At 41.5% G+C, this 26,320-nt stretch carries 23 protein-coding genes; 7 read left to right on the top strand and 16 right to left on the bottom strand.

Annotated elements, in window-relative coordinates; genetic code table 11:
- The first annotated feature begins 1 nt into the window (after position 1).
- Entirely contained in the window at positions 2-1,066 is a 1,065-nt protein-coding gene (locus D0S24_RS09285) for a M20 family metallo-hydrolase (RefSeq protein ID WP_117019597.1), read from the top strand.
- Between the two features lie 288 nt (positions 1,067-1,354).
- On the top strand, positions 1,355-2,635 hold the full coding sequence (argH, locus tag D0S24_RS09280; RefSeq protein WP_117019596.1) for an argininosuccinate lyase: 1,281 nt from the start codon (positions 1,355-1,357) through the stop codon (positions 2,633-2,635).
- Between the two features lie 269 nt (positions 2,636-2,904).
- Here the strand turns inward: argH and D0S24_RS09275 are convergent, their stop codons facing one another.
- Positions 2,905-3,345, bottom strand: coding sequence for a carboxymuconolactone decarboxylase family protein (locus D0S24_RS09275; RefSeq protein WP_117019595.1), 441 nt, complete (start codon positions 3,343-3,345; stop codon positions 2,905-2,907).
- Between the two features lie 509 nt (positions 3,346-3,854).
- On the opposite strand from D0S24_RS09275, the gene D0S24_RS21070 reads away from it, so the two are divergent.
- Positions 3,855-4,061: a hypothetical protein gene (locus D0S24_RS21070; RefSeq protein ID WP_181938072.1), complete on the top strand. Its 207-nt coding sequence runs from the start codon at positions 3,855-3,857 to the stop codon at positions 4,059-4,061.
- Between the two features lie 8 nt (positions 4,062-4,069).
- Here the strand turns inward: D0S24_RS21070 and D0S24_RS09270 are convergent, their stop codons facing one another.
- Both D0S24_RS09270 and aqpZ read right to left on the bottom strand, forming a co-directional pair.
- Positions 4,070-5,041, bottom strand: coding sequence for a bestrophin family protein (locus D0S24_RS09270; protein ID WP_251795758.1), 972 nt, complete (start codon positions 5,039-5,041; stop codon positions 4,070-4,072).
- Positions 5,042-5,468: 427 nt separating this feature from the next.
- Positions 5,469-6,158 (bottom strand): aquaporin Z, encoded by a 690-nt coding sequence (gene aqpZ, locus D0S24_RS09260; RefSeq protein ID WP_117019593.1) that lies wholly within the window; start codon positions 6,156-6,158, stop codon positions 5,469-5,471.
- A 680-nt stretch (positions 6,159-6,838) separates the two neighbouring features.
- Between aqpZ and D0S24_RS09255 the strand changes: the two genes are divergently transcribed.
- On the top strand, positions 6,839-7,825 hold the full coding sequence (locus tag D0S24_RS09255; RefSeq protein ID WP_117019592.1) for a metallophosphoesterase family protein: 987 nt from the start codon (positions 6,839-6,841) through the stop codon (positions 7,823-7,825).
- A gap of 319 nt (positions 7,826-8,144) precedes the next feature.
- Here D0S24_RS09255 and D0S24_RS09250 read toward each other — a convergent pair whose 3' ends face one another.
- The 10 genes from D0S24_RS09250 to D0S24_RS09205 all read right to left on the bottom strand — a co-directional run bounded on the left by D0S24_RS09250 (position 8,145) and on the right by D0S24_RS09205 (position 19,425).
- Entirely contained in the window at positions 8,145-8,681 is a 537-nt protein-coding gene (locus D0S24_RS09250) for a DinB family protein (RefSeq protein WP_117019591.1), read from the bottom strand.
- Positions 8,682-8,738: 57 nt separating this feature from the next.
- Complete coding sequence (locus D0S24_RS09245) at positions 8,739-9,275, bottom strand: Crp/Fnr family transcriptional regulator (protein ID WP_117019590.1); 537 nt, start codon at positions 9,273-9,275, stop codon at positions 8,739-8,741.
- Positions 9,276-9,285: 10 nt separating this feature from the next.
- Positions 9,286-10,260 (bottom strand): NAD(P)-dependent alcohol dehydrogenase, encoded by a 975-nt coding sequence (locus D0S24_RS09240; RefSeq protein WP_117019589.1) that lies wholly within the window; start codon positions 10,258-10,260, stop codon positions 9,286-9,288.
- 13 nt (positions 10,261-10,273) lie between these two features.
- Positions 10,274-11,686: a BNR-4 repeat-containing protein gene (locus D0S24_RS09235; RefSeq protein ID WP_117019588.1), complete on the bottom strand. Its 1,413-nt coding sequence runs from the start codon at positions 11,684-11,686 to the stop codon at positions 10,274-10,276.
- Between the two features lie 617 nt (positions 11,687-12,303).
- Positions 12,304-14,703 carry a hybrid sensor histidine kinase/response regulator gene (locus D0S24_RS09230; RefSeq protein ID WP_117019587.1) on the bottom strand — a complete coding sequence of 800 codons (2,400 nt, stop codon included), beginning with the start codon at positions 14,701-14,703 and terminating at the stop codon, positions 12,304-12,306.
- A gap of 436 nt (positions 14,704-15,139) precedes the next feature.
- Positions 15,140-15,982 (bottom strand): pseudouridine synthase, encoded by an 843-nt coding sequence (locus tag D0S24_RS09225; protein ID WP_117019586.1) that lies wholly within the window; start codon positions 15,980-15,982, stop codon positions 15,140-15,142.
- Positions 15,983-16,056: 74 nt separating this feature from the next.
- Positions 16,057-16,962, bottom strand: coding sequence for a geranylgeranylglycerol-phosphate geranylgeranyltransferase (locus tag D0S24_RS09220; protein WP_117019585.1), 906 nt, complete (start codon positions 16,960-16,962; stop codon positions 16,057-16,059).
- Positions 16,963-16,973: 11 nt separating this feature from the next.
- Complete coding sequence (locus tag D0S24_RS09215; RefSeq protein WP_117019584.1) at positions 16,974-17,912, bottom strand: mevalonate kinase; 939 nt, start codon at positions 17,910-17,912, stop codon at positions 16,974-16,976.
- A 38-nt stretch (positions 17,913-17,950) separates the two neighbouring features.
- The gene (locus D0S24_RS09210; protein ID WP_251795757.1) at positions 17,951-18,202 is read right to left on the bottom strand and encodes a four helix bundle protein; all 252 of its coding nucleotides are present in this window, start codon (positions 18,200-18,202) and stop codon (positions 17,951-17,953) included.
- 140 nt (positions 18,203-18,342) lie between these two features.
- On the bottom strand, positions 18,343-19,425 hold the full coding sequence (locus tag D0S24_RS09205) for a diphosphomevalonate/mevalonate 3,5-bisphosphate decarboxylase family protein (protein WP_117019583.1): 1,083 nt from the start codon (positions 19,423-19,425) through the stop codon (positions 18,343-18,345).
- A 94-nt stretch (positions 19,426-19,519) separates the two neighbouring features.
- Here D0S24_RS09205 and D0S24_RS09200 point away from each other — a divergent pair, with 94 nt between their 5' ends.
- The 3 genes from D0S24_RS09200 to D0S24_RS09190 all read left to right on the top strand — a co-directional run bounded on the left by D0S24_RS09200 (position 19,520) and on the right by D0S24_RS09190 (position 22,336).
- Positions 19,520-19,993, top strand: a complete 474-nt coding sequence (locus D0S24_RS09200) for a TspO/MBR family protein (protein ID WP_117019582.1) — start codon at positions 19,520-19,522, stop codon at positions 19,991-19,993.
- Positions 19,994-20,089: 96 nt separating this feature from the next.
- On the top strand, positions 20,090-21,595 hold the full coding sequence (gene glpK, locus D0S24_RS09195) for a glycerol kinase GlpK (protein ID WP_117019581.1): 1,506 nt from the start codon (positions 20,090-20,092) through the stop codon (positions 21,593-21,595).
- A 12-nt stretch (positions 21,596-21,607) separates the two neighbouring features.
- Positions 21,608-22,336: an MIP/aquaporin family protein gene (locus D0S24_RS09190; protein WP_117019580.1), complete on the top strand. Its 729-nt coding sequence runs from the start codon at positions 21,608-21,610 to the stop codon at positions 22,334-22,336.
- A 9-nt stretch (positions 22,337-22,345) separates the two neighbouring features.
- Here the strand turns inward: D0S24_RS09190 and D0S24_RS09185 are convergent, their stop codons facing one another.
- From D0S24_RS09185 to D0S24_RS09175, 3 genes are all read right to left on the bottom strand, one after another.
- Entirely contained in the window at positions 22,346-23,632 is a 1,287-nt protein-coding gene (locus D0S24_RS09185) for an NAD(P)/FAD-dependent oxidoreductase (protein ID WP_117019579.1), read from the bottom strand.
- A complete protein-coding gene (locus D0S24_RS09180) occupies positions 23,632-24,321 on the bottom strand; it encodes a glycerophosphodiester phosphodiesterase family protein (RefSeq protein ID WP_251795756.1) in 690 nt (229 codons plus the stop codon). Before D0S24_RS09180 ends, D0S24_RS09185 begins: the two co-directional genes overlap by 1 nt.
- 77 nt (positions 24,322-24,398) lie before the next feature.
- Positions 24,399-26,189, bottom strand: coding sequence for an alpha-amylase family protein (locus tag D0S24_RS09175; RefSeq protein WP_117019577.1), 1,791 nt, complete (start codon positions 26,187-26,189; stop codon positions 24,399-24,401).
- Between the last annotated feature and the right edge of the window lie 131 nt (positions 26,190-26,320).

Raw genomic sequence — 26,320 nt, 5'->3', positions numbered from 1 at the left:
CATGGATCAACTACAACTTACGGAAAAGGCTATTGCATTGTTACAGGAACTGATTTCAATCCGGTCGTTTTCCTCCGAAGAAGATAAGACGGCCGATGCTATTGAAGCCTGGTTCAAACATTTCGACATCCCTTTTAAACGGGAGAAGAACAATGTATATGCCTTTAACAAATACTATGATGGGAACAAGCCTTTGCTGTTGCTCAACTCCCACCACGATACGGTAAAGCCCAATTCGGCCTATACCAAGGATCCCTTTCATCCACATATTGAGGATGGGAAATTATTTGGTCTGGGCAGTAACGATGCCGGGGGCTGCCTAGTATCCTTGATCGCTACCTTCACCCATTTTTATTCCCAGAAAAATCTGAGCCATAATATAGTGCTAGTGGCCTCTGGGGAAGAGGAAAGCTCTGGCCCCAATGGCCTGAACAGTATGTTGCCCATCCTTCCGAAAATAGATGTGGCCATAGTAGGCGAACCCACCTTGATGAATTTGGCCATCGCCGAAAAGGGCCTGGTGGTGTTTGAGGGCAAGGTAAGTGGGACACCCTCACACGCCGCCCATCCCAACCATAATAATGCCATTTACAATTCCATAGAGGTATTGCAGTGGTTTAAGGACTATAAGTTCCCCAAGGTATCGGAAGTACTGGGAGAAGTAAAGCTTACGGTAACCCAGATCAGTGGGGGGAGTCAGCACAACGTTGTGCCGGGTCATGTGGATTTGGTGATAGACGTGCGGGTAAATGACTGCTATACCAATAGGGAAATTGCGGATATACTTACTGCCGAAGCCCCTTGTGAGGTAAGGCCACGTTCGTTGCGCTTAAATTCCTCTTCCATCAACAAGGACCATCCCTTGGTAAAGTCGGGCTTGGCCTTGGGCCGAAGCAGCTATGGTTCACCTACCTTATCCGATCAGGCGGCATTAAACTGCCAGTCGCTCAAATTGGGGCCTGGCGATAGCACCCGTAGTCACTCCGCGGACGAATTTATATATATAGCCGAAATTGAAGAGGGAATAGATTTGTATATTCAAATTTTACAAGGATTTTTGAAGTAGTTCCAGTGTAAAATCAATAGATTGTCCCCTTGAGGGGACCTTAGGGGTGTATTGCCCGATCTTTTAAAAATGAAATATTAATAAATAGCTTCCGGCCTTGACAGGAGGGAATAAAAATCATCAAATGAACCGAGCCAAAACAGACTTACCAATCTAATAGAGAGTTTAAAGGCGAATTACATTTGACCTATAAAAAATTGGATCTTAAACGAGAATAGTAAATATTGAATTAACCCGTTAACAAAAGCATTGTTTATTGCTTATTGTTTATTGATAATTGATATAAAAATGAAACTTTGGGACAAAGGATTTAGCACCGACAAAAAGATAGACCATTTCACTGTGGGCAATGATAGGGAACTGGATTTGCTTTTGGCAAAATACGACGTAATTGCCTCCAAGGCACATGCCAAAATGCTGGGCAAAATAGGTTTGTTGACCCTTAAGGAAACCGATTCCCTGGTGACCGAGCTGGATAAAATTGCCAAGACCATCGAAAACGGCACTTTTACCATAGAGGATAGCTTTGAGGATATGCATTCCAAAATCGAGTTCTTACTGACCCTAAGGTTGGGTGATGCCGGTAAAAAGATACACACTGCCCGTTCCAGGAACGATCAGGTTTTGGTGGCCATGCATTTGTACCTTAAAAATGAATTGACAGAGATCAAGGAACAGACCAAGGATTTGTTCCACCTCCTATTAAATTTGGCAGACAAACATAAAAAGGTGATGTTGCCGGGCTATACCCATTTACAGATTGCCATGCCCTCTTCCTTTGGACTATGGTTCTCCGCCTATGCCGAAAGTTTGGTAGACGATCTTTATTTTGTGGATGCCGCCTATAAGGTAGCCGACCAAAATCCCTTGGGAAGTGCTGCGGGGTATGGAAGTTCCTTCCCAATAGACCGTAGTTTTACTACAGAGGAAATGGGGTTCGAGACTATGAAATATAATGTGGTGGCCGCTCAAATGGGCCGTGGCAAGGTAGAAAAGGCAGCCGCCTTTGGTATGGCCAGTATTGCCGCCACACTTTCCAAGATGGCGATGGACATCTGCCTGTATATGAGCCAGAACTTTAATTTTGTCTCCTTTCCGGATGAGCTTACCACAGGTTCCAGCATTATGCCCCATAAAAAGAACCCGGATGTGTTTGAGCTGGTACGCGGTAAGTGCAACCGACTCCAGACCGTACCCAACCAATTGATTCTTATCACCAACAACTTACCCAGTGGCTATCATCGGGACCTGCAATTGGTAAAGGAGGTGATTGTACCTGCTATTCAGGACCTAAAGGCCTGTTTGGCGATTATGACCTTCAGTTTAAAGGAGATACGGGTAAACGAAAATATCTTGGACGATCCCAAATATGACTATCTGTTTAGTGTGGATACCCTGAATGAACTTGTGCTGAGTGGTATGCCCTTCCGTGATGCCTACAAAAAAATGGGCAAAGAGATCAACGAGGGTACCTTTACTCCCAAAAGAGACGTTAGGCATACCCACGAGGGCAGTTTTGGCAATCTTTGCCTGGCAGAGATCAGAAAGAAAATGGATAAGATCTCTTAAATAGTGAACAGTGGCCAGTAAACAGTTCACAGTGGGTTAAGGTTCAAAGTTCAAGGTTCAAAAACGGATTGTTAAGTCACATCCATAATGACGTGAATAATAGCTCCTTCCCTTGGTTAAGCCTGTCCCGCGTTTTCCGCGGGAGGACAAGGAGGAGGAGACGGAAGGGATTGAAAATCTAAGCCCAGGTTCTTTTTGTCCCAAATTATTTAAGCACGAGCGTGACGCCGATTAAGGCAGGCTCGTGACAGCGGGGAGGGGGACGGGTATCATTTTGGCAGCTCCAAATGCGTACTAATGGCAATTCTATTCCAGGCATTTATGGTAACGATAGCCATTATTATTTGAGTGATCTGGTTTTTGTTAAAAAATTGCGCTGCATTTTTGTAGGTGTTATCGGATAAACCACCATTATGGATCAAAGTGACTTGCTCCGTAATGTCCAGAATTACTTTTTCTTCCTCTGTAAAGAGATTTGTCTCCCGCCAGGCGTTCAACAAAAAGATCCTTTGCATGCTTTCCCCATGTTTAAGGGCGTCTTTGGTATGCATATCTATGCAAAAAGCGCACTTGTTGATTTGTGAGGCACGGATTTTAATTAATTCCTTCTGGATCTTGGACAATTGGGTGGTACTTAAATATCCATCCAACGCATACATGGCCTTATATGCCTGAGGTTCCGTTTCGTTGATATTGATTCTTTTTTCCATTTTTAAAACGTTTAATATTACCTTACAAAGATCAGATGCTTAGTTTGGAATAAACTTAAACTGGTTTAAGATTGAGATTTTTTTCTAATCTTACTTAACGTGAGTTCCACATAAAAATAATTACAAGACATTGATTTGATGTAAATTAAAAAATTTCTTCTGTCTCCTCGACACCCAAGAAATTTTATTCTTCATGTGGATAAAATGACATTATTTCAAAAATTTAATTTTGAGGTGCATAACAAATACGATACTGGTAGGGGGATAGTTAAAGGTTTCTGTTATATATAAATCGAAGGTTTCCAGGCCGTCATTTCGAATGCATTTGAGAAATCGAAGATTCAGCGAAGCTAATCCGAAGGTTCACGACTACCCCTAAAATAAATATAACATGAGCTAAATGGCACATCTAGCTCCCGGCAAGTATATGTGACTTCTCGTCGTCCCGAAAAGGGACTCTGTCGAAGTGACTAAAAAGATCATTGATAGGAATAAATCGGAAAATTTTATTGAGAACCATATCCCTCTCCCTGGGAGGGGCTAGGGGAGGATTTTATGGCAGGATACTCACCAACATTGAGACCGAAGGCTTGTTGTTTAACGCGAAAGTCGGGAGATTTTGCTCAGCAGGTTCCTTCAGAATTAAAATTGAACCCCTTGTTCTGCCGGAAATTGGGAAGGAACGTCCTTTTTGTCTTCACCAAGGTTTTGCCTAAGATCAATTTCAATTCCCCTTGCAATAGTAGATGGGAACGTCATTGGCAGTGCCCTCAAAAGGATTTTCTCCTGTACGGCCAATTCTTTCCATGGTATGGAACATCCAGGCCACGGAGGTATACACTGGAATGGAGAACAATATGAACAGGTCGCCCAACAATGGGTGTTTGTCAGCAAATCCCTGGCCTATTTCAACAAATTGGGGCACCATGGCCATAGGTATAAGCAGTAATAAAAGCCACATAAAATAGTGGTTAAGGGAAGCATATTGTCTGGGGTATGGAAAGTTTTTAATCCGTTCCGTCTGCCCTTGCACGGTTAGGAGTTCTTGGATAAGGCCTTCCAGTTCTAGAAATGAAAATTCCCAGAGCATACCGTTTTCCTTTAATTTTCTCAGATGATGGGATTGCAGATATAATATAGCAGTCTGGGCATTGTCCTTGGATATTACATATTCAAGATCGTCCTGGGAGAGGTAGGCACCTAGATCTTCCTTTAGGGAAGATTTTTTTTCCGGAGGTTGAATGCCCCATTCCCTATTGGTTTTGTCATTGCTGGTCGTTTCCCACTGCTTTGGTTGCCGCATAGCGTGTCTTAATGCGGTCATCCAGGCAATATGCCTATAGGTCAGGATTTTCACCTCTGCTTGGACGGCTTCTTCTGTTATAGCCTCTTTGGCATTCTCTTTGGAGAGCATATCCTGAACAAAAATGCCAAAGGTGCGGGAGGTGTTGACAATTCCGCCCCAAATTTTTCTAGCTTCCCAAATACGATCGTAGACGGCATTATTTTGAAATCCGATGACGAAAGCTACGGCCGTACCTATAAGGGCCATTGGTGTCCATGGAATTCTGAACCAGTTCATATCCAGAAAATAATAGGCCAGTACCCATAAAACAATTATGAAAATAAACCGGAGGGTTTCAAACCGTGTCCATTTTGCCATGGTGATAATTCGATATACTTTTCCTGTATACATAGGTGGTTGTTTTGTATAGTTCCAATAAAGGTCAGCGGTAGTATAGAATGTTCTATACTGCCCCTAAATATAATAATTCCCTTTTTATTTGATATATTAATCAGTGTTTGGCATAAGTGTAAAGGGGGTAAAGGTTCAAAGTTCAAGGTTTCAACTAAATTCCCCTCTTGAGAGAGCCTGTCCCGCTTTTTTGCGGGAGGACAAGGTGGATTCTCCGACCAAAGGAGGAGAAGACGGAAGGGATTGCAAGCCCAAACAAAGGTATTTTGTGCGGAATGGATTTATAAAGTGCATTTGAAAGTTTTGTAGGCACGGGCGTGACGCCTGTCTGCCGACTAAGGCAGGCTCGCGCCAACTGGAGAAATGTCCCGATATTTCTATCGGGAGCAACTTACCAGTGAAACCTATATTTTTACTTTAAAATGTGCTAGGCTGTTTTTTCCGGGGAAATATACTTGTATACCAATCCGGCCAAAATAGCCCCTACAATTGGGGCCACCCAAAATAGCCATAATTGGCCCATGGCCCAATCCCCCACAAATAAAGCCTGACTTGTACTTCTTGCCGGGTTTACAGAGGTGTTGGTTACAGGGATACTTATTAAATGTATGAGGGTCAGGCCCAGACCTATGGCGAGTCCGGCAAAACCTTTAGGGGCCTTGGAGTGCGTAGCTCCCAAGATGATGATGAGAAACATAAAGGTCATCACCACTTCCGTAATAAGGGCGGACATCATATTATATCCATCCGGGGAATGTTCGCCGTATCCGTTGGCAGCAAAGCCTCCAATTTCAAATCCGGATTTTCCACTAGCTATAAGATATAAAATGCCAGCTCCCGCAATACCTCCCAATACCTGGGCCACCATATAGGGAAGCAGTTCTTTTTTATCGAACCTGCCGCCTATCCATAACCCAATGGATACGGCCGGATTTAAATGACATCCCGAAATATGGCCAATAGCATAAGCCATGGTAAGCACGGTTAATCCAAAGGCCATGGCAACGCCTACGAAGCCAATTCCCAATTCTGGATATGCGGCGGCCAACACGGCACTTCCACACCCCCCTAATACTAACCATAAGGTTCCAATAAATTCTGCGACCAATTTTTTCATATTTTATTTTGTTTAGGTGGTTGTTAATGATAGTTCTAATATAATAAATACTTGCACTCTAAATTTATTTAATACCCTAATTTTCAAAGCATAAGATTCAAGATAAAAAATAGTTTTCTGGACAGCCCTACCCCCCCCCCCTCCCAACCTACCTGCCCAAAAGCGGGACAGTTATCCCTAAGGATGGGGAGCTAAAGGGCTTTTGTAGGCACGGGCGTGACGCCTGTCTGCCGACTAAGGCAGGCTCGCGCCAGCTGGGGCCTCCCCCCAACCCCCTCCCAAGGAGGGGGAGCTACTAAAGGGGTTCATAATTCAATAAGTAAATTGTAATGATTTAAGTAAAAGCTACTTCCTTTGGACCTATGCTGTGCGGAGTCGAATTATAAGGGAAGGTGGATTCTCCGACCTTAGGAGGAGAAGACGGAAGGGATTGAAACCAAAGGCCAGTTGTTTTATGCGGAAAGTTTATAAACACGAGCGTGACGCTCGCGTCAACGGTGAGGCTAGGGGGAGGACTTTAGGATAGGATAATCACCAACTTTGACGATCTATTTTTTCAAACAAAAACGGATTGCTGGGTTATAATCCCAATAATAACAAAAAGATAATCATGCCATTATGCCAAAGGAAATTACTTTCTTATTATTGTAAACTGTTAACCACAATTACTGCCTTTACATATGAGTTTTAGATTTATTTTATTGTTTACAATTATTTTATCCACCCCGGTATTTTCCCAAGACATTTCCCACTTACAATTTAATGGCAATAAGGAATTTAAAGTGCTGCAGTTTACGGATACCCATATTAATGTAGAGAGCGGTAAAAATGTGGATGCCTTTACCACCATTAAAAAAATATTGTCCCTTGAAAAGCCCGATTTGGTGGTCTTAACGGGGGATATTGCCACAGATAGCAATCCGGAAAAAACATATAAGGAATTTGAAGCTATTTTTACCGAAGCCAAAATGCCCTGGATCGTTACCCTTGGAAATCATGATTCCCAGGCCGATCTATCCAGGAAGGAAGTGGCCCACTTCCTTCAGAGTTTAAATTACTGTTTAAATAATGATCAAGGGGATACCTATGGCAACTCCAATTTTGTATATCCTGTCCGCAGCAGCGATAATAAGAACGAAGCACTTATTTACGTCATGGATTCCAATGCCTACAGTACCCTAAAACCCGAAGTGGGCGGATGGGGCTGGTTTGATCATAGTCAGGTGGGATGGTACAAGAAAAAAAGCAAGGAATTTACCCAATTGAACAGCAACCAGCCCCTGCCGGCCATTGCTTTTTTTCATATTCCTTTACCCGAGTATTACCAGGCATGGAAGAACAAAAAAGTAAAGGCCATAGGAAAGCGCAAAGAACAGGAATGCGGTCCTGAAATTAATACGGGCATGTTTGCCGCCATGTTGGAAGCCAAGGATGTGATGGGCACCTTTGTGGGCCACGACCACAATAACGATTATATTGGGGTGCATTACAATTTGGCCCTGGCCTATGGTAGGGTTACCAAAACAAAAACCTATAACAAAGCACCTATAGAAGGGGCAAGAATAATTGTTTTAAAGGAGGGGGAACGCCGCTTTGACACATGGATTAGGGAGGTAAACGGGAAAAAGGTCTACCCCTGTACCTGGCCGGATTCTTTTGTGGAATAAATGGGTTGACCTCCCCCCAACCCCCTCCCAAGGAGGGGGAGCAACTGGTAATCGACGTTCCACACATATTAGAAATTTTATTACACTTTTAAAAGATTACTTTCTTCATGAAGTGTGAGCGTATGGGATAATTATGTTAAGAATCATGTTCCCCCTCCTTGGGAGGGGGCTAGGGGGAGGACTTTATGGAAGGATAATTCAATCAAAAAACAGATTGCCGCGCTACACTCGCAATGACCTAACCGATGTCCGGTCCAGCTTAGTCGAGACCTATAAGGTGAGACCTCTATTCTTTCTAAAAAGATGACCTGCTACCAGCCTATTTCAATACCCTTTCCGCCTGGGCCATGTGCCTTTGATTATGGTAGATGACCACCCTAAAGGTATCGCCCAGTCTTAGTTTGATCCATTTAGAAATGGAAATACCGGTTTTGGTTTTGCTAAGGTCTACTTGTGAGGCCAGTGTCAATAGTTGGATCAAGTCTTGTTGTTGGACAATAAATTTGGTGAGGACTCCCTTATCCAGGCTACTGCCATTGGGATCCATGGACTTAAAAGTTTTCATCTTGTTCAGCTTTTCCTTGGGAAGCATGGTCTTAGCAAAATAGTTGCCCAGCCAACCACTTTTGAATATTTTGGAAGGTCCACGTGTTGAAGCTGTTATCCGCTTTTCAATTTCAGGAATATAGTAGTCCCCATATCGGTTTAAATGTTCCAAACATTCCAAAACACTCCAACTCTCAGAAGAGGATTTCCAATTCAAGGTTTCTAAGGGCAAGGTATTAAAACCCTCGGCCTTGTTTTTGTTTTGCTGGGTACGCTCCAATAAATCCTGTAATAAATCCTTAGAAAGCATGTCTTTGTTTTTTATGGCAAAAGTGGCTCTTATAAAATTTCAAAACATTGATCGAAATCAAGATTTTTTGATCCTGGAAAGTGTTTCAGGGGTCATGCGTAAATAGGAGGCTATGTATTTGTGCGGTATTTCCTGAAAAAGTTGGGGAGAGCGATTCAGGACACGTTTATATCTTTCCAAAGGGGACATGGTCAGAATATCGCGTTCCCTTTCCATTTGCTGCAGTACCAATTGTTCCAACATTAACTGCCAGGTTTTAATGTTTTCCGGAGAGGATTGCATAAACTTTATAAAAGTGGCCTTGTCAATGATTTTTACATTGGTTTTTTTAAGTGCCTGTATATAGAGATCGGAAGGTTTTTCATCCAAAAAGGAATCCAGTGCGACAATAAAATTATGGGTATACCCAAATCTAATGGTGTGTTCCTCATTTTCCTCCACCACATAAATTCTTAAACTGCCCTGCACCACCCAGTAGAGGTTGGTATCTATACTTCCCTTTACCTTTAAGAATTGGTTTCTATCCAGTTCCAGGTCTTTGGTCCATAATCCCTTACGTTCTATGTTCCCTACGAGGTCGGTAATTGGATTCATTTCATGCGGATTAGGGTTTGATGTTCATTACTATTTTCCCTTCATGCCTTCCCTCTCCAAAATATTGGATCAATCGTCCCGCATCTTCCAACGTATAAGGACCATCTATCTGGGATCGTATTTTCTGCTGCGCTATCAGGTCACAGATATAATCCAACCCTATATTCGGTTTTAGGGCGAGTATCTTTAACCTCTTGGAGCTGAACAGGGGTACAAGCTTGCCCCACAGCAGCAGTCCAATAAGATTGAAAGGTTTGCCGCCAATGCTTATATATTGTCCTGAGGGGTTTAAAGCGTTTAGATAGGTAAGTGAGGCCTTGTTGGATTTACAATCCAGGATAAGGTCGTACCGATTGCCGGCCTGGGTGAAATTTACTTTTTTATAGTCCATTACATGGTCATAACCTAATGCGGTCATCATGCCCAATTTTTCTTGGGCATCCACCCCTGTTACCTCGCAATTATAAAGTTTGGCCAATTGCAGGCCAATGGTCCCTACACCACCACCACCGCCGTTGATCAGAATTTTTTGACCATCCTGTATTCGGCCTAGGTCCCTTAAGGCCTGTAAAGCCAGGCAAGAGGCATGTGGAAGGGCAGCAGCTTCTTCAAAATTTAGCGCTTGGGGCTTCGGGATAACCGCCTTTTCGTTGATACTGATATATTCTGCAAAGGTGCCAAAACCATATTCCGAGGTGTCGCCCATTACTTCATCCCCTATCTTAAATTTGTTGGCCTTTGTTCCCAGGGCCACAACAGTACCCGATAATTCCATTCCCAAAAGGCCATGTTTGGGTTTAAAAAGCCCGAACATTAATCGGTACAAATAGGGTTTGCCCAAAGTAAGGCTCCAGTCGTAGTCGTTAACAGCTGTGGCATGGATCTTTATCAGGATTTCATTGTCCTTGGGCGTGGGTGTGGGCACTTGGGTTGTCCTAACTACCTTTAAAGGCGGGCCATAGGATTTGCATGTAATGGTTTTCATTGCCCTAAGTTAATCATTTGACCCTAATTGGTAGTTCATATTCTTTGGTCATATTATATGGCATTTTCCAAATTTTACCTTCAAAATTGCCAAAATAGAGTTCGGACCTACTGGGTTGGTGCGAATCTCCATCTGCCCAGAAAAAGGAAAACGGCGCTTTATAATTTACGGGTCTTCGCACATAGGACTGACTCATGGCACTGTGCTCCGTTATTACTTTGATTTTTTTCCAAGTAGCCCCTTGGTCTTCGGATTGCCATACGGCCAATTCCCCGCCAACGCCCCAATCTTGGGCACCTTTTTCCGTAGGCCCTACAATTTTCCAGTCGCCCTCCCCAATAAAGAGACTCCCCATATCATAATTATGGTCGGAATGGGTCACCACTGTAGTTTGCCATTGCACGCCGTTCCATTTGGTAATGCACCATTCATAAGGGGCGCTTTTAGGGCCGGGTTCATGACCGTTACTTCTTATATACAGGCAGGCAGGATTTCCTTTGGCATCATAGCCCATATCTTTGAGGTACACATTTTTTTCCAGGGAGGCATAATCTACCGCTTTGGCGGGACTGTTCAAATCTTCCACCGGTAGGTCTATTTTTATATCATTTACTGTAGTCCAGGTGGAGCCGAAATCGATAGACTGAATATAATAAAGGTCGGTTCTTTTATCTACATTGCCGTTGGGGTGCCGGTTAAAAAACGTTCCTAACAGCTTACCATTATAAATATCGCTTACTTGGTAGTGGCCAGATTTTTCCCCTTTCTTTTCCGGGATGGCCGCAAGCAAGGTATCCTCCGTCCAATTGATTCCGTCCTTACTGGTCTCGAAATACAGCTGGCGTACACCGCTGTATTTAGTAAAAAAATGAAAGAAACCATAATCGGTATACCGGGGTTGTGGGTAGGTCATTTCTTCTTCCGTAATCCGTACAAATTCCTTAATGGAGTAGGGCCTCTTGCTTTTGTATTTATAACCGGGTCTTGTGGTGCCCCTACCACTAATGAATACCCAAATATGACCCGAACTATCCAATAATATGGAGGGGTTGTCATGAGGGTCGTCTACCCCATTTTTATCATGGACCACTGTGGGTTTTGAAAGCACTTCCGTTTTATGGTCGAACTCCCCGATCATGCAGAGCAAGTAACGTTGGTCTTCAGAGGGGGTGCCACCATAGACAAAGAAGGTTTTTTCAACTTCTGGGGCATAAATGGCCAGAGGAATATGTTTTGCAGTATAGGTTCCCAGTGCTCCGGAATATTTGTCCCCGTACTTGTACTTCTGATTTAATTGGAACCAAATGCCCCTATAGCCGTTGATCTTAGTGTTGTTCAGACTTTGGCCAAAGGAATTTCCAACGCAAAGACCAATAAAAACCAGCGATAGAATTTTGAAGTTTGTTCGAGTTTTAATACTGATCATTTTCCTATTCTGTTTTGCTAATGTATTTTTTATACCAACTGTACTTTTATATTTCCTTGCCCCATGAAACCCAGACTTCTCTAATGGGGATATCCCTATTTTGAATATAGAAATGCATTTAAGTTAAGGAAGAAAAACCGTAACACCCAATAAATCAGTCTTAATAGGATACTTGAAAAAGCGCTTGATTTTTTTCGGCATTGGAAATTTGGGAATAGGCTATTTTTTTGATTATTTTTTCTTTAAATGACACCGCTTTGAATTTGAAGAATAAAATTCTTGATCGTAGTCCAATATAGCAATTCTTTGTTTCTCAAGGTTAAAAAAACAGATTGTTGTCCTGCGCCTGCCCGACGGTTTGGCGGGCTCGCAATGAAGAAATCAAAAAAAGAAGGAAGGGATTGATGCCATAGACTTGTTGTTTGGCTTGGGAAAAGGTATAATCACGAGCGTGACGCTCACGCCTGCTGGGGTTTTGTACAGATGTTATTTAAGTTTTTGTAAGCACGGGCGTGACGTCCGCACGAGCTAAGGTTGTTTTGTGTAAATGGTTGTATAAAGTTCAAAGTAAAGAGACTTTGCACAGCAGTGCTTAAATAATTTATAAATCTTTTGTACTATCGGGAGAGGGGGGTTTCCAATAATTGCAGGTGTGGGGTTATTTTATTAAAAAGTGTTTGGGCATTCAATGGCTTGGTCATATAGTCATTTGCTCCTAGGCGAAATATTTCCTTCATGGTCTCATAGGTGCAATCCGCAGTTATTACCAATATAGGGACCTCGGCATCAATGTTGTTAAGCTTTCCTCCCCTTATTATGGCCGTAGTTTCAAAACCATCCATGATGGGCATTTGCAGATCCATCAATACTAGGTCAAAGGTTTCTTCAGAAATGCGTTCAATGGCTTCCTGTCCGTTATTAGCGATACTTAGGCTAATGTTCTGCCATTTTTTCAACATATGGGATATAACATGCTGGTTCATTTTGTTATCCTCGACCAATAGAATCTTATACATCCCATCAATTTTTTCACTTGGGGTTACGGTACCGGGTCTTGGTAAAAGATGGTCTTCCACTGTCTTAAAAGGTAGATTTACCTCACAGATGGTGCCCCCATTGGAAGCGTTTTGTAATTGTACACTGCCACCGTGTAGATCCACATAAGATTTTACTATATACAATCCCAGTCCCAAGCCGTAAAACTCCCGTTTGTCCTTAAAGGATTTTTTGGTAAACGACTCGAACACGGTACTCATTTTTTCTTCAGAGATGCCAATTCCCGAATCCAATATTGAAAAATGGATAACTATGGAATCTTTCTCCTTCTTTGAATGGGCCACATGCAATTTTATGTGGCCTTCAAGAGTAAATTTAATGGCATTGTCCAATAAATTATCCAAAATCTGGACTAGTTTGGCACGATCCCCAATAATTGTTTCCGGTAGTCCGGGGTCTTGGGTGAATATGAAATCCAAGTTTTTGATGGAAGCCTTGTTATTATTGGCTTCCACAACTTTGCTTAAAGTCCGATTTAAATTAAAGGACTTTTCCTTTAAGCTGTGATCACCTTTTTCTATAACTGTAAAATCCAATATATCATCTATTTGCCCCAATAAATTTTCCGATGAATTTAAGATCAATTTACATTTTTCGTTAACATCGCCCTTTTCGGTTTCTGTGATGGAGTTGGCCATTCCCATGATCAAATTCAACGGGGTCCTTAATTCATGGCTAAGGTTGGAAATTAACGAAGATTTTATTTCGTTCATATCTTCTGACCGCTGCAATACCAGTTGTTGGTTGAGCTCGTTCTCCATTCGCAGGTTTCTTATCCTGTTACTCATGGAAAGGGAAAGGAAAATAATTTCCAGGCCTATTCCAAATTTGGCCCCGTTGTCCGTGAAGAAAGAATTGGAAATAATATTGAGGTTATTTAGAATGAAGACAATAAACCCCATTATTAGAAAACTGATACCTATAATAAAATAGATGTCCACAACTACTTTTATTTTCCTTAAATAAACTATCGATATCACAATTTGGAGCAGAACTACCAGGCCTATAAAGTTGGCTATGGGATAAAAATGGGCAAGTTGTCCCGGTAATAGGAACAACCCAATTATACTACCGATAATTATAATGGACATAATCTTAAAGGAACTTCCCAGAATAGGGGAATGGGTGTTAATGTCAAGAAATTCCTTACCGTATTTCCCAAAGAAATAAAGGGAAAGAAGAGCCGATGCCAACACGGAACGATTGGAAAGGTATCCGGCCATGGGAGTGATATACTGGTGGAAAAGTCCGTCCAAGGAAAATTGCAGAAAAGCTATAAAAAGTACGTAAAGGCCATAATATATAAAGGTTATATCGCGCATGGCCGAATAAAAGAAAATATAAACTATGCAGGCCAATAATAATACCCCGTAAAACAAGCCATAAAATATTTGTTCCCTATAGGTTTGATATAAAAAATCATTTTGGGTAATAAGTTGTAAAGGCAATTGTACTACTTCCCCATCACTTTGTAAATGTACGTATCCCGTTATTGTTTCATTGGGAGCTATGGCTATTGTAAAAACCGATTTTCTATGTAGTACGCTCTTTTCCCAAAAGGGAATACCATCCCCGCTTCTCTGGACTTGGGCCTTATTTTGGGAATCCTTTAAATATAGGGTGATAAAGTCTGTAATGGGCCTTCCTGTCTCCAGGATATAATGCATTGCGACTCCTGTTTCATTCTTTAACTCGAAACGGATCCAAAATTGATCATCGGAGAACCCATAATTTTCATTATAATCAGTAATGGGCAAAAATTGAATGGAGGAATTGGACCCACTAATGGTTTCGTACGATAAAGATTGTTGGCCGGCAATAAATAGCTCAGCATAGGGCCTTAATGAAATTGATTCTTGGTTTGGATCGGATAATATTAACTGCCCTTCTGCCGTATCCCAACAAAGCAGGGATAATAAAATACCAAAAAGACATGAAAGTTGGTTCGGGGCTTTTTTCATGATATGTAGGTTAACAACAACTCAGATTTAGAATTCCGTAACATAATTTAAGTGCGACTGTCATAGAATATTCTTTGGGACAAGTTCTTAAACAGGATCAAGGTGGCCTGCCATGAAAGTGCAATAAATTAATTTACTTAATAATCAGTTGTATATTAATTCTTAAATCTGGGCAAAATTGATATGCAACAAAGTGAATATTTTTATAAAGCCAGATAGTCAATTATTTAGATTATTATTAACATAACGGACATATAGGCGTGAATATTATTAATTAAAATAAAATAGTGGATGTAAGACGTTGGATGCTAGATGTTAGATCAAACCTGAACTCAACTTAAACCTGAAACTTTCAACATTATAACTTATCAACTTATAACACGTTCCTGCCTGCAGGGATGTAATTTAATTGTTTCCAATAGTCATCGGGATTAGTTTATTTGATCATTCCTAGATTAATGACTTCCTGTGGGGTCAAATGCCTCCAATGCCCACGAGGCAGATCTTTTTTGGTGAGTCCGGCATAGACTACCCTATCCAATTTTACGACCTCGTATTCCAATTCTTCGAAAATACGCCGCACAATTTTGTTTCGGGTGCTCTTAAGTTCAATTCCTATTTCCCGCTTAGGGGCGTTTTCAATAAAACTGATGTCATCTACCCTAACCACGCTCTCATCTATAGTAATGCCTTCCTTGATCTTAAGGAGATCTTCGCCCCTTAAGTTTTTGTTCAACTCCACATGGTAGATTTTTCGGAGTCCGTTTTTCGGTTTTGTAAGTCGCTTCGTCATTTCTCCGTCATTCGTAAATAACAACAGACCAGTGGTGTTCTTCTCCATTCTCCCCACAGCCGAAAGTTTGGATTTGGATGCATTGGAAATTAGGGAGGCCACGGTTCTTTTGCCGTGCTCATCCTTTGCTGAGGTTACAAAATCTTTGGGTTTGTTCAGGAGTACGTATTCCTTTTTCTCCGGATTTAGCAAGCGACCATCAAATTTTACTTCATCGGTAAGTTTTACCTTGTATCCCATTTCGGTAATTGGCTTGCCATTTACAGTGATGTTTCCGGCAGAGATATAAATATCTGCATCCCTACGCGAACATACTCCCGAATTGGCTACATAACGATTTAGACGCATTACATTGGGATCGGAAGGCGGTTTTGCTTCCGCATTCTTTTTTATAGGTGCATTGCCCCTTGCTTGGCTCTTTTTTCTAAAACTGCCCCCTTGTCTTCCTGATGCTTTCCTGTCGTTATTGGAATCTGACCTACTCATATGTACTGTAATTTATCGCAAAGGTAGCAAAGGAAATCGTATGTATACGCTATTGTGGCCCTTATTAGTGATTCTTAGAGAATTCTGTTCAAAACCAGGTCAACATTGATCAGTAAAATACTGAAAACTCCGAGTATGATGATCAATTTTAGAATGTTATGCAGCCAAACGTAGTGTTTTTTGCTATTGGATTTTACCAAAAGCAACAGAAAACCAAAAAGCAAAAAAATACAGCCTATAAAATAGAGGTACATATAGCCTACATCAAAATACTTTATGAGGAGAAAGGCGGGAAGCAGCGTTAGGCCAATCAAAACGGAGATACAGGTCTTGGAAAATTTGGCACCGTACAATATGGGGATGGTCTTATAGTTCTGTGCCATATCCCCGGCCATGTTTTCCAGGTCTTTTATCATTTCCCTGGCCAAAATCAATAGGAAAAGAAAAAGGGCATGTACAAAAATCACAGTGTCAAAGTTTTTGTAATATACAAAAACGGCAAAAAACGGAGCAATGGCCAGGGTTGCCGAAACGAAATTGCCCATAAAAGGAACCTTCTTTAATTTGTGTGAATATAACCATATACCAAAAATATAGGCGGAAAAGAATACAACGGCCTTAAAGGAGACATAACTGGCTAAGAACACCGATAGAAAATTTAATACGAAATAGGCGGTGAGCTTGGTCGGTTGACTAACCAGACGGTCCAGCATACTCTTTCTTGGTTTATTGATCAGGTCTTTTTCCGCATCGTAGAAATTATTGATGATATAGCCCGAGGCAATGACCAGGGCAGAACTGAGTACAATAACGAACAGGTTACCATCAAAAACAACCTTGCGCAAGGGTAAATGGGGGGCTAAAATATAGATGGAAGCGAGGTACTGTGCCAAAATGATCATGAGGATATTGTATCCCCGGACCACGGAAAACAGGCTCAGAAACTTTAAAAGCAAGAGCTTGTTTTTTCTATTGAGCATAGGGAAGACGGTTAGAAGTTGTATACCACTTCCAGATTATAGCCCTTTAGGGCTTTTTTGGCTTTATTGATGTCTTCTGTAAACCCTAAAATATAGCCTCCGCCACCAGAACCACAGAGTTTTAAATAATAGTCGTTGGTATCTATTCCCTGTTTCCAGAGTTTATGGAATTCCACGGGTATCATGGGTTTAAAATTATCCAGCACCACATGTGACAACTGCTTTAAATTTCCGAACAACGACTTTACGTTCCCGTTAATAAAATCCTCTACACAGGCATCGGTATGTTTAATAAACTGATCTTTTAGCATGGCCCGGAACCCTTCGTGTTTCATTTGCTCCATAAACAAATGTACCATGGGCGCAGTTTCGCCGGTACTGCCACTGTCCAGTAGGAATACGGCACCTTTGCCATCCAAGTTTTGGGATGGGATGCTGGTAGATTCTATATTGTCTTTGGAATTGATAAGAATGGGCAGGCTCAAATAGCTGTTCAATGGGTCCAGACCTGAAGATTTACCATGGAAAAACGATTCCATTTTTCCAAAAATAGCCTTCAATTTTAATAATTTTTCCCTAGTAAGATTCTCTAAAACGGTAATTTTTTCAATGGCATATTTATCGTAAATGGCCGCTACCAGGGCACCACTGCTACCTACACCATAACCTTGGGGAATGGAACTGTCGAAATACATACCATCGGCTACATCCTTATTTAAGGCCTCAAGATCAAAAGTCACCAATTTATGGTCATTTTGTTGCAGCTCTTTTAAGTACTCTGCAAAGGCCCTAAGACTCGCGTTCGATTTCTTAGCTGCTTCGGAATCCTTATTTTTTGATTTTAGTGCTCCCTTAAAAAAATTATAGGGTATGGAAAGTCCTTTGGAATCCTTGATGATTCCATATTCTCCAAAAAGTAGAATTTTAGAGTAAAATAGCGGTCCTTTCATTCCTTATAAGTTAACAATTAATAATGAATAATTAAAAATTATAGTTTTGATGATTTCACGATGTTCACCAATAATCTTAATATTTCTTCAATTTTCTCTTTAACGATCATATATTCATCAGACCCGATATAATCTGATTCATATAAAAGTTCCAACCAATAATCTGTTTTGTTTGCTTCTTTTAAGCTTATCGTCATTTTATTGGTTAAATCCGCTTTGCTGGCTGAAAATTCCGCCTCTCTTACATTAGCTCCTATTGATGTGCCAGATTTTAATAGTTGTCCGGACATTATATATTATTTATGACCAGAAATCAATTTTTTGCAGAGGACTACTATATCAAAGGCAAAATCAAAACTTTTCTTCCTAATTGCATTTTCTTACATCAATAATTAACGTAAAATTCCATTATTAATTATTCATTATGAAATTACAATTTTTCGGCCCCATTACCAATTTGATCGCAAATATACTGCCCGTTTTCACAATATGCAACCAACTCATTATTAATAAATTGGTAAATTTCTTGCTTTTCGTTTTCAGGATATAGCAGGTGCACATTTGCTCCTGCATCCAATGTGAAACAGACATGGGTCTTGGACGTGGCCCTGAAGGCCCATATTTTGTTGATGATCTCCAAGGTATTTGGCTTCATCAAAATAAAATAGGGCATGCTTGTCATCATCATGGCGTGTAGGGTGAGGGCTTCACTTTCTACGATTTTTATAAATTCCAACAAATCCCCCTCCTCAAAAATCCTTTTTAATTTGGTCAGATTTTTATGCGCTTGGTCGAACCGTTGTTGGGCAAAGGTATGATGGAGCATTAAATTATGTCCAAGGCTACTGCTTATTTGTTTGGACCCTTTGTCCACTAAAAGGATGGTATCCTGATAGTTTTTAAAAATGGGGTGTACCATATAAGGATACCTAATGGCATAGAGATCCGAACTCATTTGGGTATCCTTATGTGCCCCCCATTGCATTATGTCGCCTTCAATGCTCCTGCAGGCACTTCCAGACCCCAAACGTGCCAAAAAGGAAGCCTTTTTTTTAAAAAAATCGGGTTCCATATTGGGGTTTAGTTCCCTTTCCAATTCCATAAGACAGAGGGCCAGGGCAGACATGCCACTGGCCGAGGAGGCAATTCCGCTGCTATGGGGAAAGGAGTTGGAGGTTTCAATGGTAAAATGATAGGCCTTTAAAAAGGGCAAATAGGGCTCGGCCCTCTTGAGAAATGTACTTATTTTGTATCTAAAATCTTCTTTGGACCTTCCTTCGAAAAGAAGGTCGAAAGAAAAGTCCGAGGCTTTATTTTTTAATTTTTTATAACCCATCGTTGTTGTGGTGGCAGAGTGCCCCAAGGTAAAACTGATGGACGGGTTTGCGGGAATCTGATAATCCTTTTTCCCCCAGTATTTTACCAAGGCGATATTACTGGGCGATTTATAAGTAACTTTTCCTTCTGTTTTATCATGGGTATAAGTGGAAGGGATAAAGTCTTTATAGGTCATATCGGAAACAATTTGTGCAAAGATAGCTTTTAAGTAGTTTTGCTGTAGATCCTGTTAAAATAAATTGTTAATTTAGGGCTTAAACAACCTAGCCTTGAAAAAGCAACTTACCTATATCGCAATTTCAGTCGCCGTGTGCCTTACTATTGGATTTTTATCCAGTTTTGCTACACAATCTTCGGTAAATGATTGGTATTTGGAATTGAACAAGCCAAGTTTTAATCCGCCAAATTGGATTTTTGCCCCGGTCTGGACCGTACTTTATATAATGATGGGAGTGGCCGCCGGTATTGTTTGGGCCAAAGGATTTTATCATATATGGGTAAAAACCGCCTTATACCATTTCGGGATCCAGTTGCTCTTTAATGCACTTTGGAGTATAATTTTCTTTGGATTTAAGAATCCTTTCGCCGCCTTGCTCATTATTCTAACACTATTGGTACTCTTGATCTTTACCATAAAATGGTTTAAAGTGGTAAGCAGGACTGCCGCCTATTTGTTGATTCCCTACCTGCTTTGGGTATGTTTTGCCACGGCGCTCAACTATAAGATATGGGAATTGAATTAATATTTTTCCTTAAATAGAGGGGGTTTTCTTATTAATTTTTCAAATTTAGTGTCTATATTTTGTTATCTTGATACCCATTAAATTTATCCTATCCCTATGGAAAAATATATACTGGCGCTTGACCAAGGTACAACGAGTTCCCGTTCCGTTGTTTTTGATAAAAAAGGTAATATTGTATCGGTATCCCAAAAAGAATTTACACAGTATTTTCCGAAACCGGGTTGGGTTGAGCACGATCCGTTGGAAATTTGGTCGTCCCAGGTTAGTACGGCCGCAGAGGCCACCACTAAAAAGGGGATTTACGGTGCGGATATAGCCGCAATCGGGATTACCAACCAAAGGGAAACGGTAGTAGTTTGGGATAGGAATACCGGAAAGCCTGTATACAATGCCATAGTTTGGCAGGATAAGAGGACTTCCAACTATTGCGATGAATTGAAGCGTCAAGGGAAATCCAAGATAATCAGGGAAAAAACAGGTTTGGTGATCGATTCCTATTTTTCGGGCACCAAAGTAAAATGGATATTGGACAATGTGGAAGGTGCCAGGAAAAGGGCAGATGCCGGCGACCTGATTATGGGAACCATAGATTCTTGGCTAATTTGGAACATGACCAAGGGAGAACTGCACATCACCGATGTTACGAATGCCTCCAGAACCTTGCTTTTTAATATAAATACTTTGGAATGGGATGATGAACTGCTGGAACTTTTTAATATCCCCAAGAGTATGCTGCCACAGGTAAAACAGTCCAGTGAGCTATACGGCAATACCAATCCCAATTTCTTTGCAAGTAAAATACCTATTGCCGGAATCGCAGGCGATCAGCAGGCGGCACTTTTTGGGCAAATGTGTACCAAACCCGGAATGGTCAAAAATACTTATGGTACCGGTTGTTTTATGTTAATGAACATTGGGGAAAAACCCATTGTTTCGGAGAATAATCTTTTAACAACGGTGGCCTGTTCCATTAATGGAAAAACCCAATATGCCTTGGAAGGAAGTATTTTTATTGCTGGTGCCGTTGTACAATGGTTGAGGGATAGCCTGAAAATTATTAAGAAATCTGAAGATGTAGAAAAGTTGGCCGCTTCTGTAGACAGTACGGATGGGGTTTATTTAGTGCCCGCTTTTGCAGGTCTGGGTGCGCCCTACTGGAACCAACATGCCAAGGGCAGTATTTTTGGGCTTACCAGGGGCAGTACGGATGCCCATATAGCAAGGGCAGCTTTGGAATCCATTGCATTTCAGACCATGGATGTCCTAAAGGCCATGGAAGCGGATTCCAAAATTTCGATAAAGGAATTAAGGGTAGATGGAGGAGCTACGGTCAATAATTTATTGATGCAGTTTCAGGCCGACGTGCTGAACACTTCCACCGTGCGACCAAAAGTGATTGAGACTACGGTTATGGGAGCGGCCTATCTGGCCGGTTTGGCGGTCGGATTTTGGGAAAGTTTGGAAGAGATCCAGGAAATTTGGCAAGTCGATGCCAATTTTGATCCCTCCCAGGAAAGAAAAGAAATAGAACAAAATATTAAAGGCTGGTATAGGGCCATTGATGCTGTAGAATACTGGTCCAAGCTAAACGATGAAATATAAAACCAACCAAATATGACTCCATTTATTGCTGAAATCATCGGCACTTTTTTTCTGATCCTTTTAGGGGGCGGGGTTGTTGCCAATGTAATCCTGAACAAGACAAAATCCAACGATTCGGGTTGGATGGTCATTACCACGGCGTGGGGACTGGCCGTATACATTGGGGTTGCAGTTGCCGCACCCTATAGCGGGGCACACTTAAATCCGGCAGTGAGCATAGGCCTTGCCATGGCAGAAAGATTTGAATGGACTTTGGTCCCCACTTATGTACTGGGACAATTTATAGGGGCCATGTTGGGCGCTTTGTTGGTCTGGCTTGTATATAAGGACCATTTTGATGCCACTGAGGATCAGGACACCAAGAAGGCCGTGTTCTGTACTGCTCCCGCCATTCGGAATCCGATTTCCAATCTGTTAAGTGAGGTGGTGGGAACTTTTACCCTGGTTTTTGTAGTACTTTATTTTACGGATGCTACCATTACCAATACGGAAACGGTTATCGGACTAGGGTCTCTGGGAGCCCTTCCCGTTGCATTTTTGGTATGGGGAATTGGGCTTTCCCTGGGAGGTACCACAGGTTACGCCATAAATCCTGCCAGGGATCTTGGGCCGCGAATAATACATGCTATAATGCCCATTAAGGGCAAGGGGGGCAGTGACTGGGGCTACGCATGGATTCCCATTGTTGGTCCGGTTATTGGGGCTGTATTGGCCGCCTTGCTGATGCTATTGTTGATTTAGCCCTTTAAATTAAGGTTGGGCAATTGCCCGGGCGGCAATATAGGCCCCGGTCCAGGCATTTTGAAAGTTGAATCCGCCCGTAATGGCATCTACATTTATCACTTCCCCGGCAAAATAGAGTCTGGGGAGAATTTTACTTTCATAGGTCTTAAAATTGATTTCCTTTAGATCGACCCCTCCGGCAGTAACAAATTCTTCCTTGAACGTACTTTTTCCATCTACACTGAACTTGGAACCCGTTAACTGCCTTGCTAAATTTTGTAGCTGAATTTTGGAAATATCCGCCCATTTATCGGTGTCTGAAATTTGGGCTGCCTTTACCAGACTGCCCCATAACCGCTTAGGTAGCTCAAAGGCTTTGGTGCGCAGAATCGTTTTCTTTCCTTCGATCTCCTTTATTTGTTGAAGTTGCCTTAGCAATCCTTCCTCATGATAGTCTGGAAGCCAGTTTATTTTTATTGAAAACTTATAATTCAGTTCCTTCAATATCCGAGCCCCCCATGCGGATAACCTTAATATTCCTGGACCGCTCATTCCCCAATGGGTAATTAAAAGGGCTCCTTCGGATTCCAGATCGGAGGTCTGGATGGCATATTTTTTTAAGGCTGCCCTAAATTTTTCGTTGTTGACCTTGGGGGGAATTATCTCTATCCTGGCATTGGTACTTACCCCTTGTATACCGGTTATTCTTTCATCCTTAATATTAAAGGTGAAAAGAGAAGGTACTGGGTCTATTATGGTATGCCCCATTTGTTTTAACAATTCCCATATTTTAGGGTTACTGCCGGTAGCTACCAATATTTTTTTGGCATTGTAGGTATTACGAATGGTTGTGATGGCCCAAGGGTAATCACTTTTTTCGGCGTTTTCCTTCAGAGATGTAATCCCAATTATGGAACTGTTCTTAAGGACAGTAATCCCCAAGCGTTCCGTTTCCTGAAGAAAGCAATCTATAATGGTTTGGGACGAATTGGTAGCGGGAAACATTCGGCCATCCGCTTCAATATTCAATTGGATGCCCCTTTTTTGAAAGAAGGCCATGGTATCACCACTACAATAGGTATGAAATGGACCAACAAGTTCCCGTTCCCCCCTGGGATAATTTTTAGGAATTTCCCTAGGGTCAAATTCGGCATGGGCAACGTTACAGCGGCCCCCACCGGATACCTTTACCTTGGTAAGTACCTCTTTGCCACGTTCCACGATGGCTATTTTTAAATTGGGGTTGTGTTCTGCTATATGAATGGCGCCATAGAAACCTGCGGCCCCTCCTCCTAAAACAATTACATCGAACATTAATTGATGCGTTCTGGATAATTGGTAATAATACCATCTACTCCCAATTTCTCCATGGCATCAATTTCTTCAGGTTCGTTTACCGTCCAAGGATAAATTTTGAATCCGGCCTCTTTTATTGCGTTTACGTTTTCCAAGGTCAAATCCTTAAAATACGGATTGATGGCCAAGGCATTAAGATCCTGGGCAATTTCCAAAGCTTTCAATGGATCGCCACTTATAAGGATGGCAATCGGGACATCGGTATTCAGTGTGCGCATTGTCTTAAGTTCGTCCCATTTAAAACTGGAAATTACAAATTTATCCATAGACCAGCCCTTTTCCTTTATGTAGTAGTTTATTATAAAATTAACCCTGTCGGCAGTGTTGGCACCTTTGAGTTCTATATTTAACTGTACTTTTTTATCTATTAAGTTCAGGACATCCTGGAGAGTGGGTATTTTGTGATTCCCGGCCAAAGTTAATTTCTGCAGGTCTTCAAAATTATAATCTTCGATATTTCCTATGCTATCCGTTAGTCTTTCCACTCCCTCGTCATGGAACACTACCGTTTCCCCACTTTTTATTTTAAAGACATCGATTTCTATCATGTCTACACCAAGGTCCATTGCTTTCTGTATGGATGCCAAGGTGTTTTCCGTTTCATGTCCCATGGCACCTCTGTGGCCAATAACCAAGGGTTTATTCATATTGTCACAACTTATAATTAATAGAAACAGGAAGAAAGATCCAACTAATGATGATTTCATAATGTAATGCTATAAATCTAATTTAAACTTAAAATTAAGGATTCCAAGGGTTGTATATCTATTCTTATGTGGCCAATTTCGTTTTCTACACTTAGGGTCCACTCCTTTTCCCTGAACAATTCATCCTTCAGGAGGTAGGAGTTGTTCCGTAGCCCCCATTCCCCAATTATTTCTCTTGGTAGCTTTAGATCGAAGCCAAAGGTCCGATCTGCATCAAAATTAGAAATTATTATGAGTTTTTCAAGCTTGGACCATCTAACAAAGGATAAAACCCGATGATTATAATATTCCGTATGATCTTTGTTATAAAAATGAATATCCTTGTACTTCCCCATTAATGCACTACTGTTTATGGTGAAATTGAGCAAGTTCCTGTAAAATAGCCTTAATTCTTTTTCTTTTGGGGATAATTGTCCTCCGTCAAATTTTTTGTTGTTCACCCAGCGTTGAAAATGAGGGACCCCAACATAATCGAAGATGGAGGTTCTACTCGGGGATCCAAAGCCGGGATTTTCGGCGGCCGGTTCCCCAACTTCCTGTCCAAAATAGATCATGGTAGGCGAGGTACTTATGGTAGCGGAGACCACCATGCCGGGTTTGGCTTTTTCTGCATTGCCCAAAAATTCGGGAGAGGCAATACGCTGCTCGTCATGATTCTCCAGAAAATGCAGCATTTGGTGCTCAATATCCATGAGGCCGTTTTGTACTACTGGTATATGGTCCGTCCACCCATGCCCCTGCATAATATGTTTTAAGGAGTCATAAAATTCTACCTTGTCATAAAGATAGTCCATTTTTCCCTTAAAGATATACTCCCTGTACAACTTCGGATTATAAACCTCTGCCATCAAAAATGCATCCGGTTTTTTCATTTTTATGGACGAATTCATGAAGCTCCAGAATTCTACGGGAACCATTTCGGCCATATCATAACGAAATCCGTCCACCCCAACGTCTAACCAAAATTGGGCAATATCCCTAAATTTTATCCAGGAATCAGGTACTTCTTTGTTCTTCCAGAATTCAAAATGTTCGGAAAAGTGTTTATGACCAAAATCTTCTGGTAGGATGTGAAAATCCCTATGTCCGTCCGGACCAATTCCGTAGTTGATTTTTACGGTCTCGTACCAATCATTAAAATCGGGTTTGGACAAGCGGGATCCATTTCCGGTCCATTTTGCAGGCGATTCGGTATACCTGCCGTCGGCCATATTATTTTTCTCCCCTCCCAAAGGAAGGTAGCCGTTTCGCCAATCCGGAACAGAAAATGATTCCCCTGGGTTGTAATAAAAATTATTGTCCTTGGCGTAGACCACATTGGTATTGTCGTTGGTCCCAAAATCCAACACCCCTTTAGGGTTGTTCTTACCTTCGTATTTTCTGGCAATATGGTTGGGGACTATATCTATAATAACCTTTAGACCTGCCTTATGGCTCCTGTCCAAAAGGTCCTTGAACTCTAAATTTCTATTATCCGGGTTGTTGGCCAAATCGGGGTTAACGCTGTAATAATCCTTTACGGCATAGGGAGAACCTGCCCTGCCCTTAACAATTTCCGGATAGTCATTGGAGATGTTGTAAGTGGTATAATCCCCAATTAGGGCATGATGGGGTATCCCCGTATACCAAATATGGGTTACTCCTAGATCCTTGATTTTTTTTAAAGCCTTTTGCGTAAAGTCGCTAAATTTGCCCACCCCATTTTCCTCAATGGTTCCCCAAGGTTTATTGGTGGAATTGGTATTGCCGAACAATCTGGTGAATACTTGGTAAACTACCGTTTTTCCAATTTCAGTGGTCTCTTTCATTGTGTGCTTTCTTTTCGGAACAAAAGGTTCAACTTTGTGTTGTTTAGCTTTTCAATGCAATAATGACACTTGTTTTTGGAATTGGAGTCAATTTTTACAAAAAATTTAGAATTGGGGCGACTTTTGGCGAT

The sequence above is a fragment of the Arenibacter sp. P308M17 genome, assembly GCF_003426735.1.
Classification (GTDB): Bacteria; Bacteroidota; Bacteroidia; order Flavobacteriales; family Flavobacteriaceae; genus Arenibacter.
This window is presented reverse-complemented; position numbering and strand designations above follow the sequence as displayed.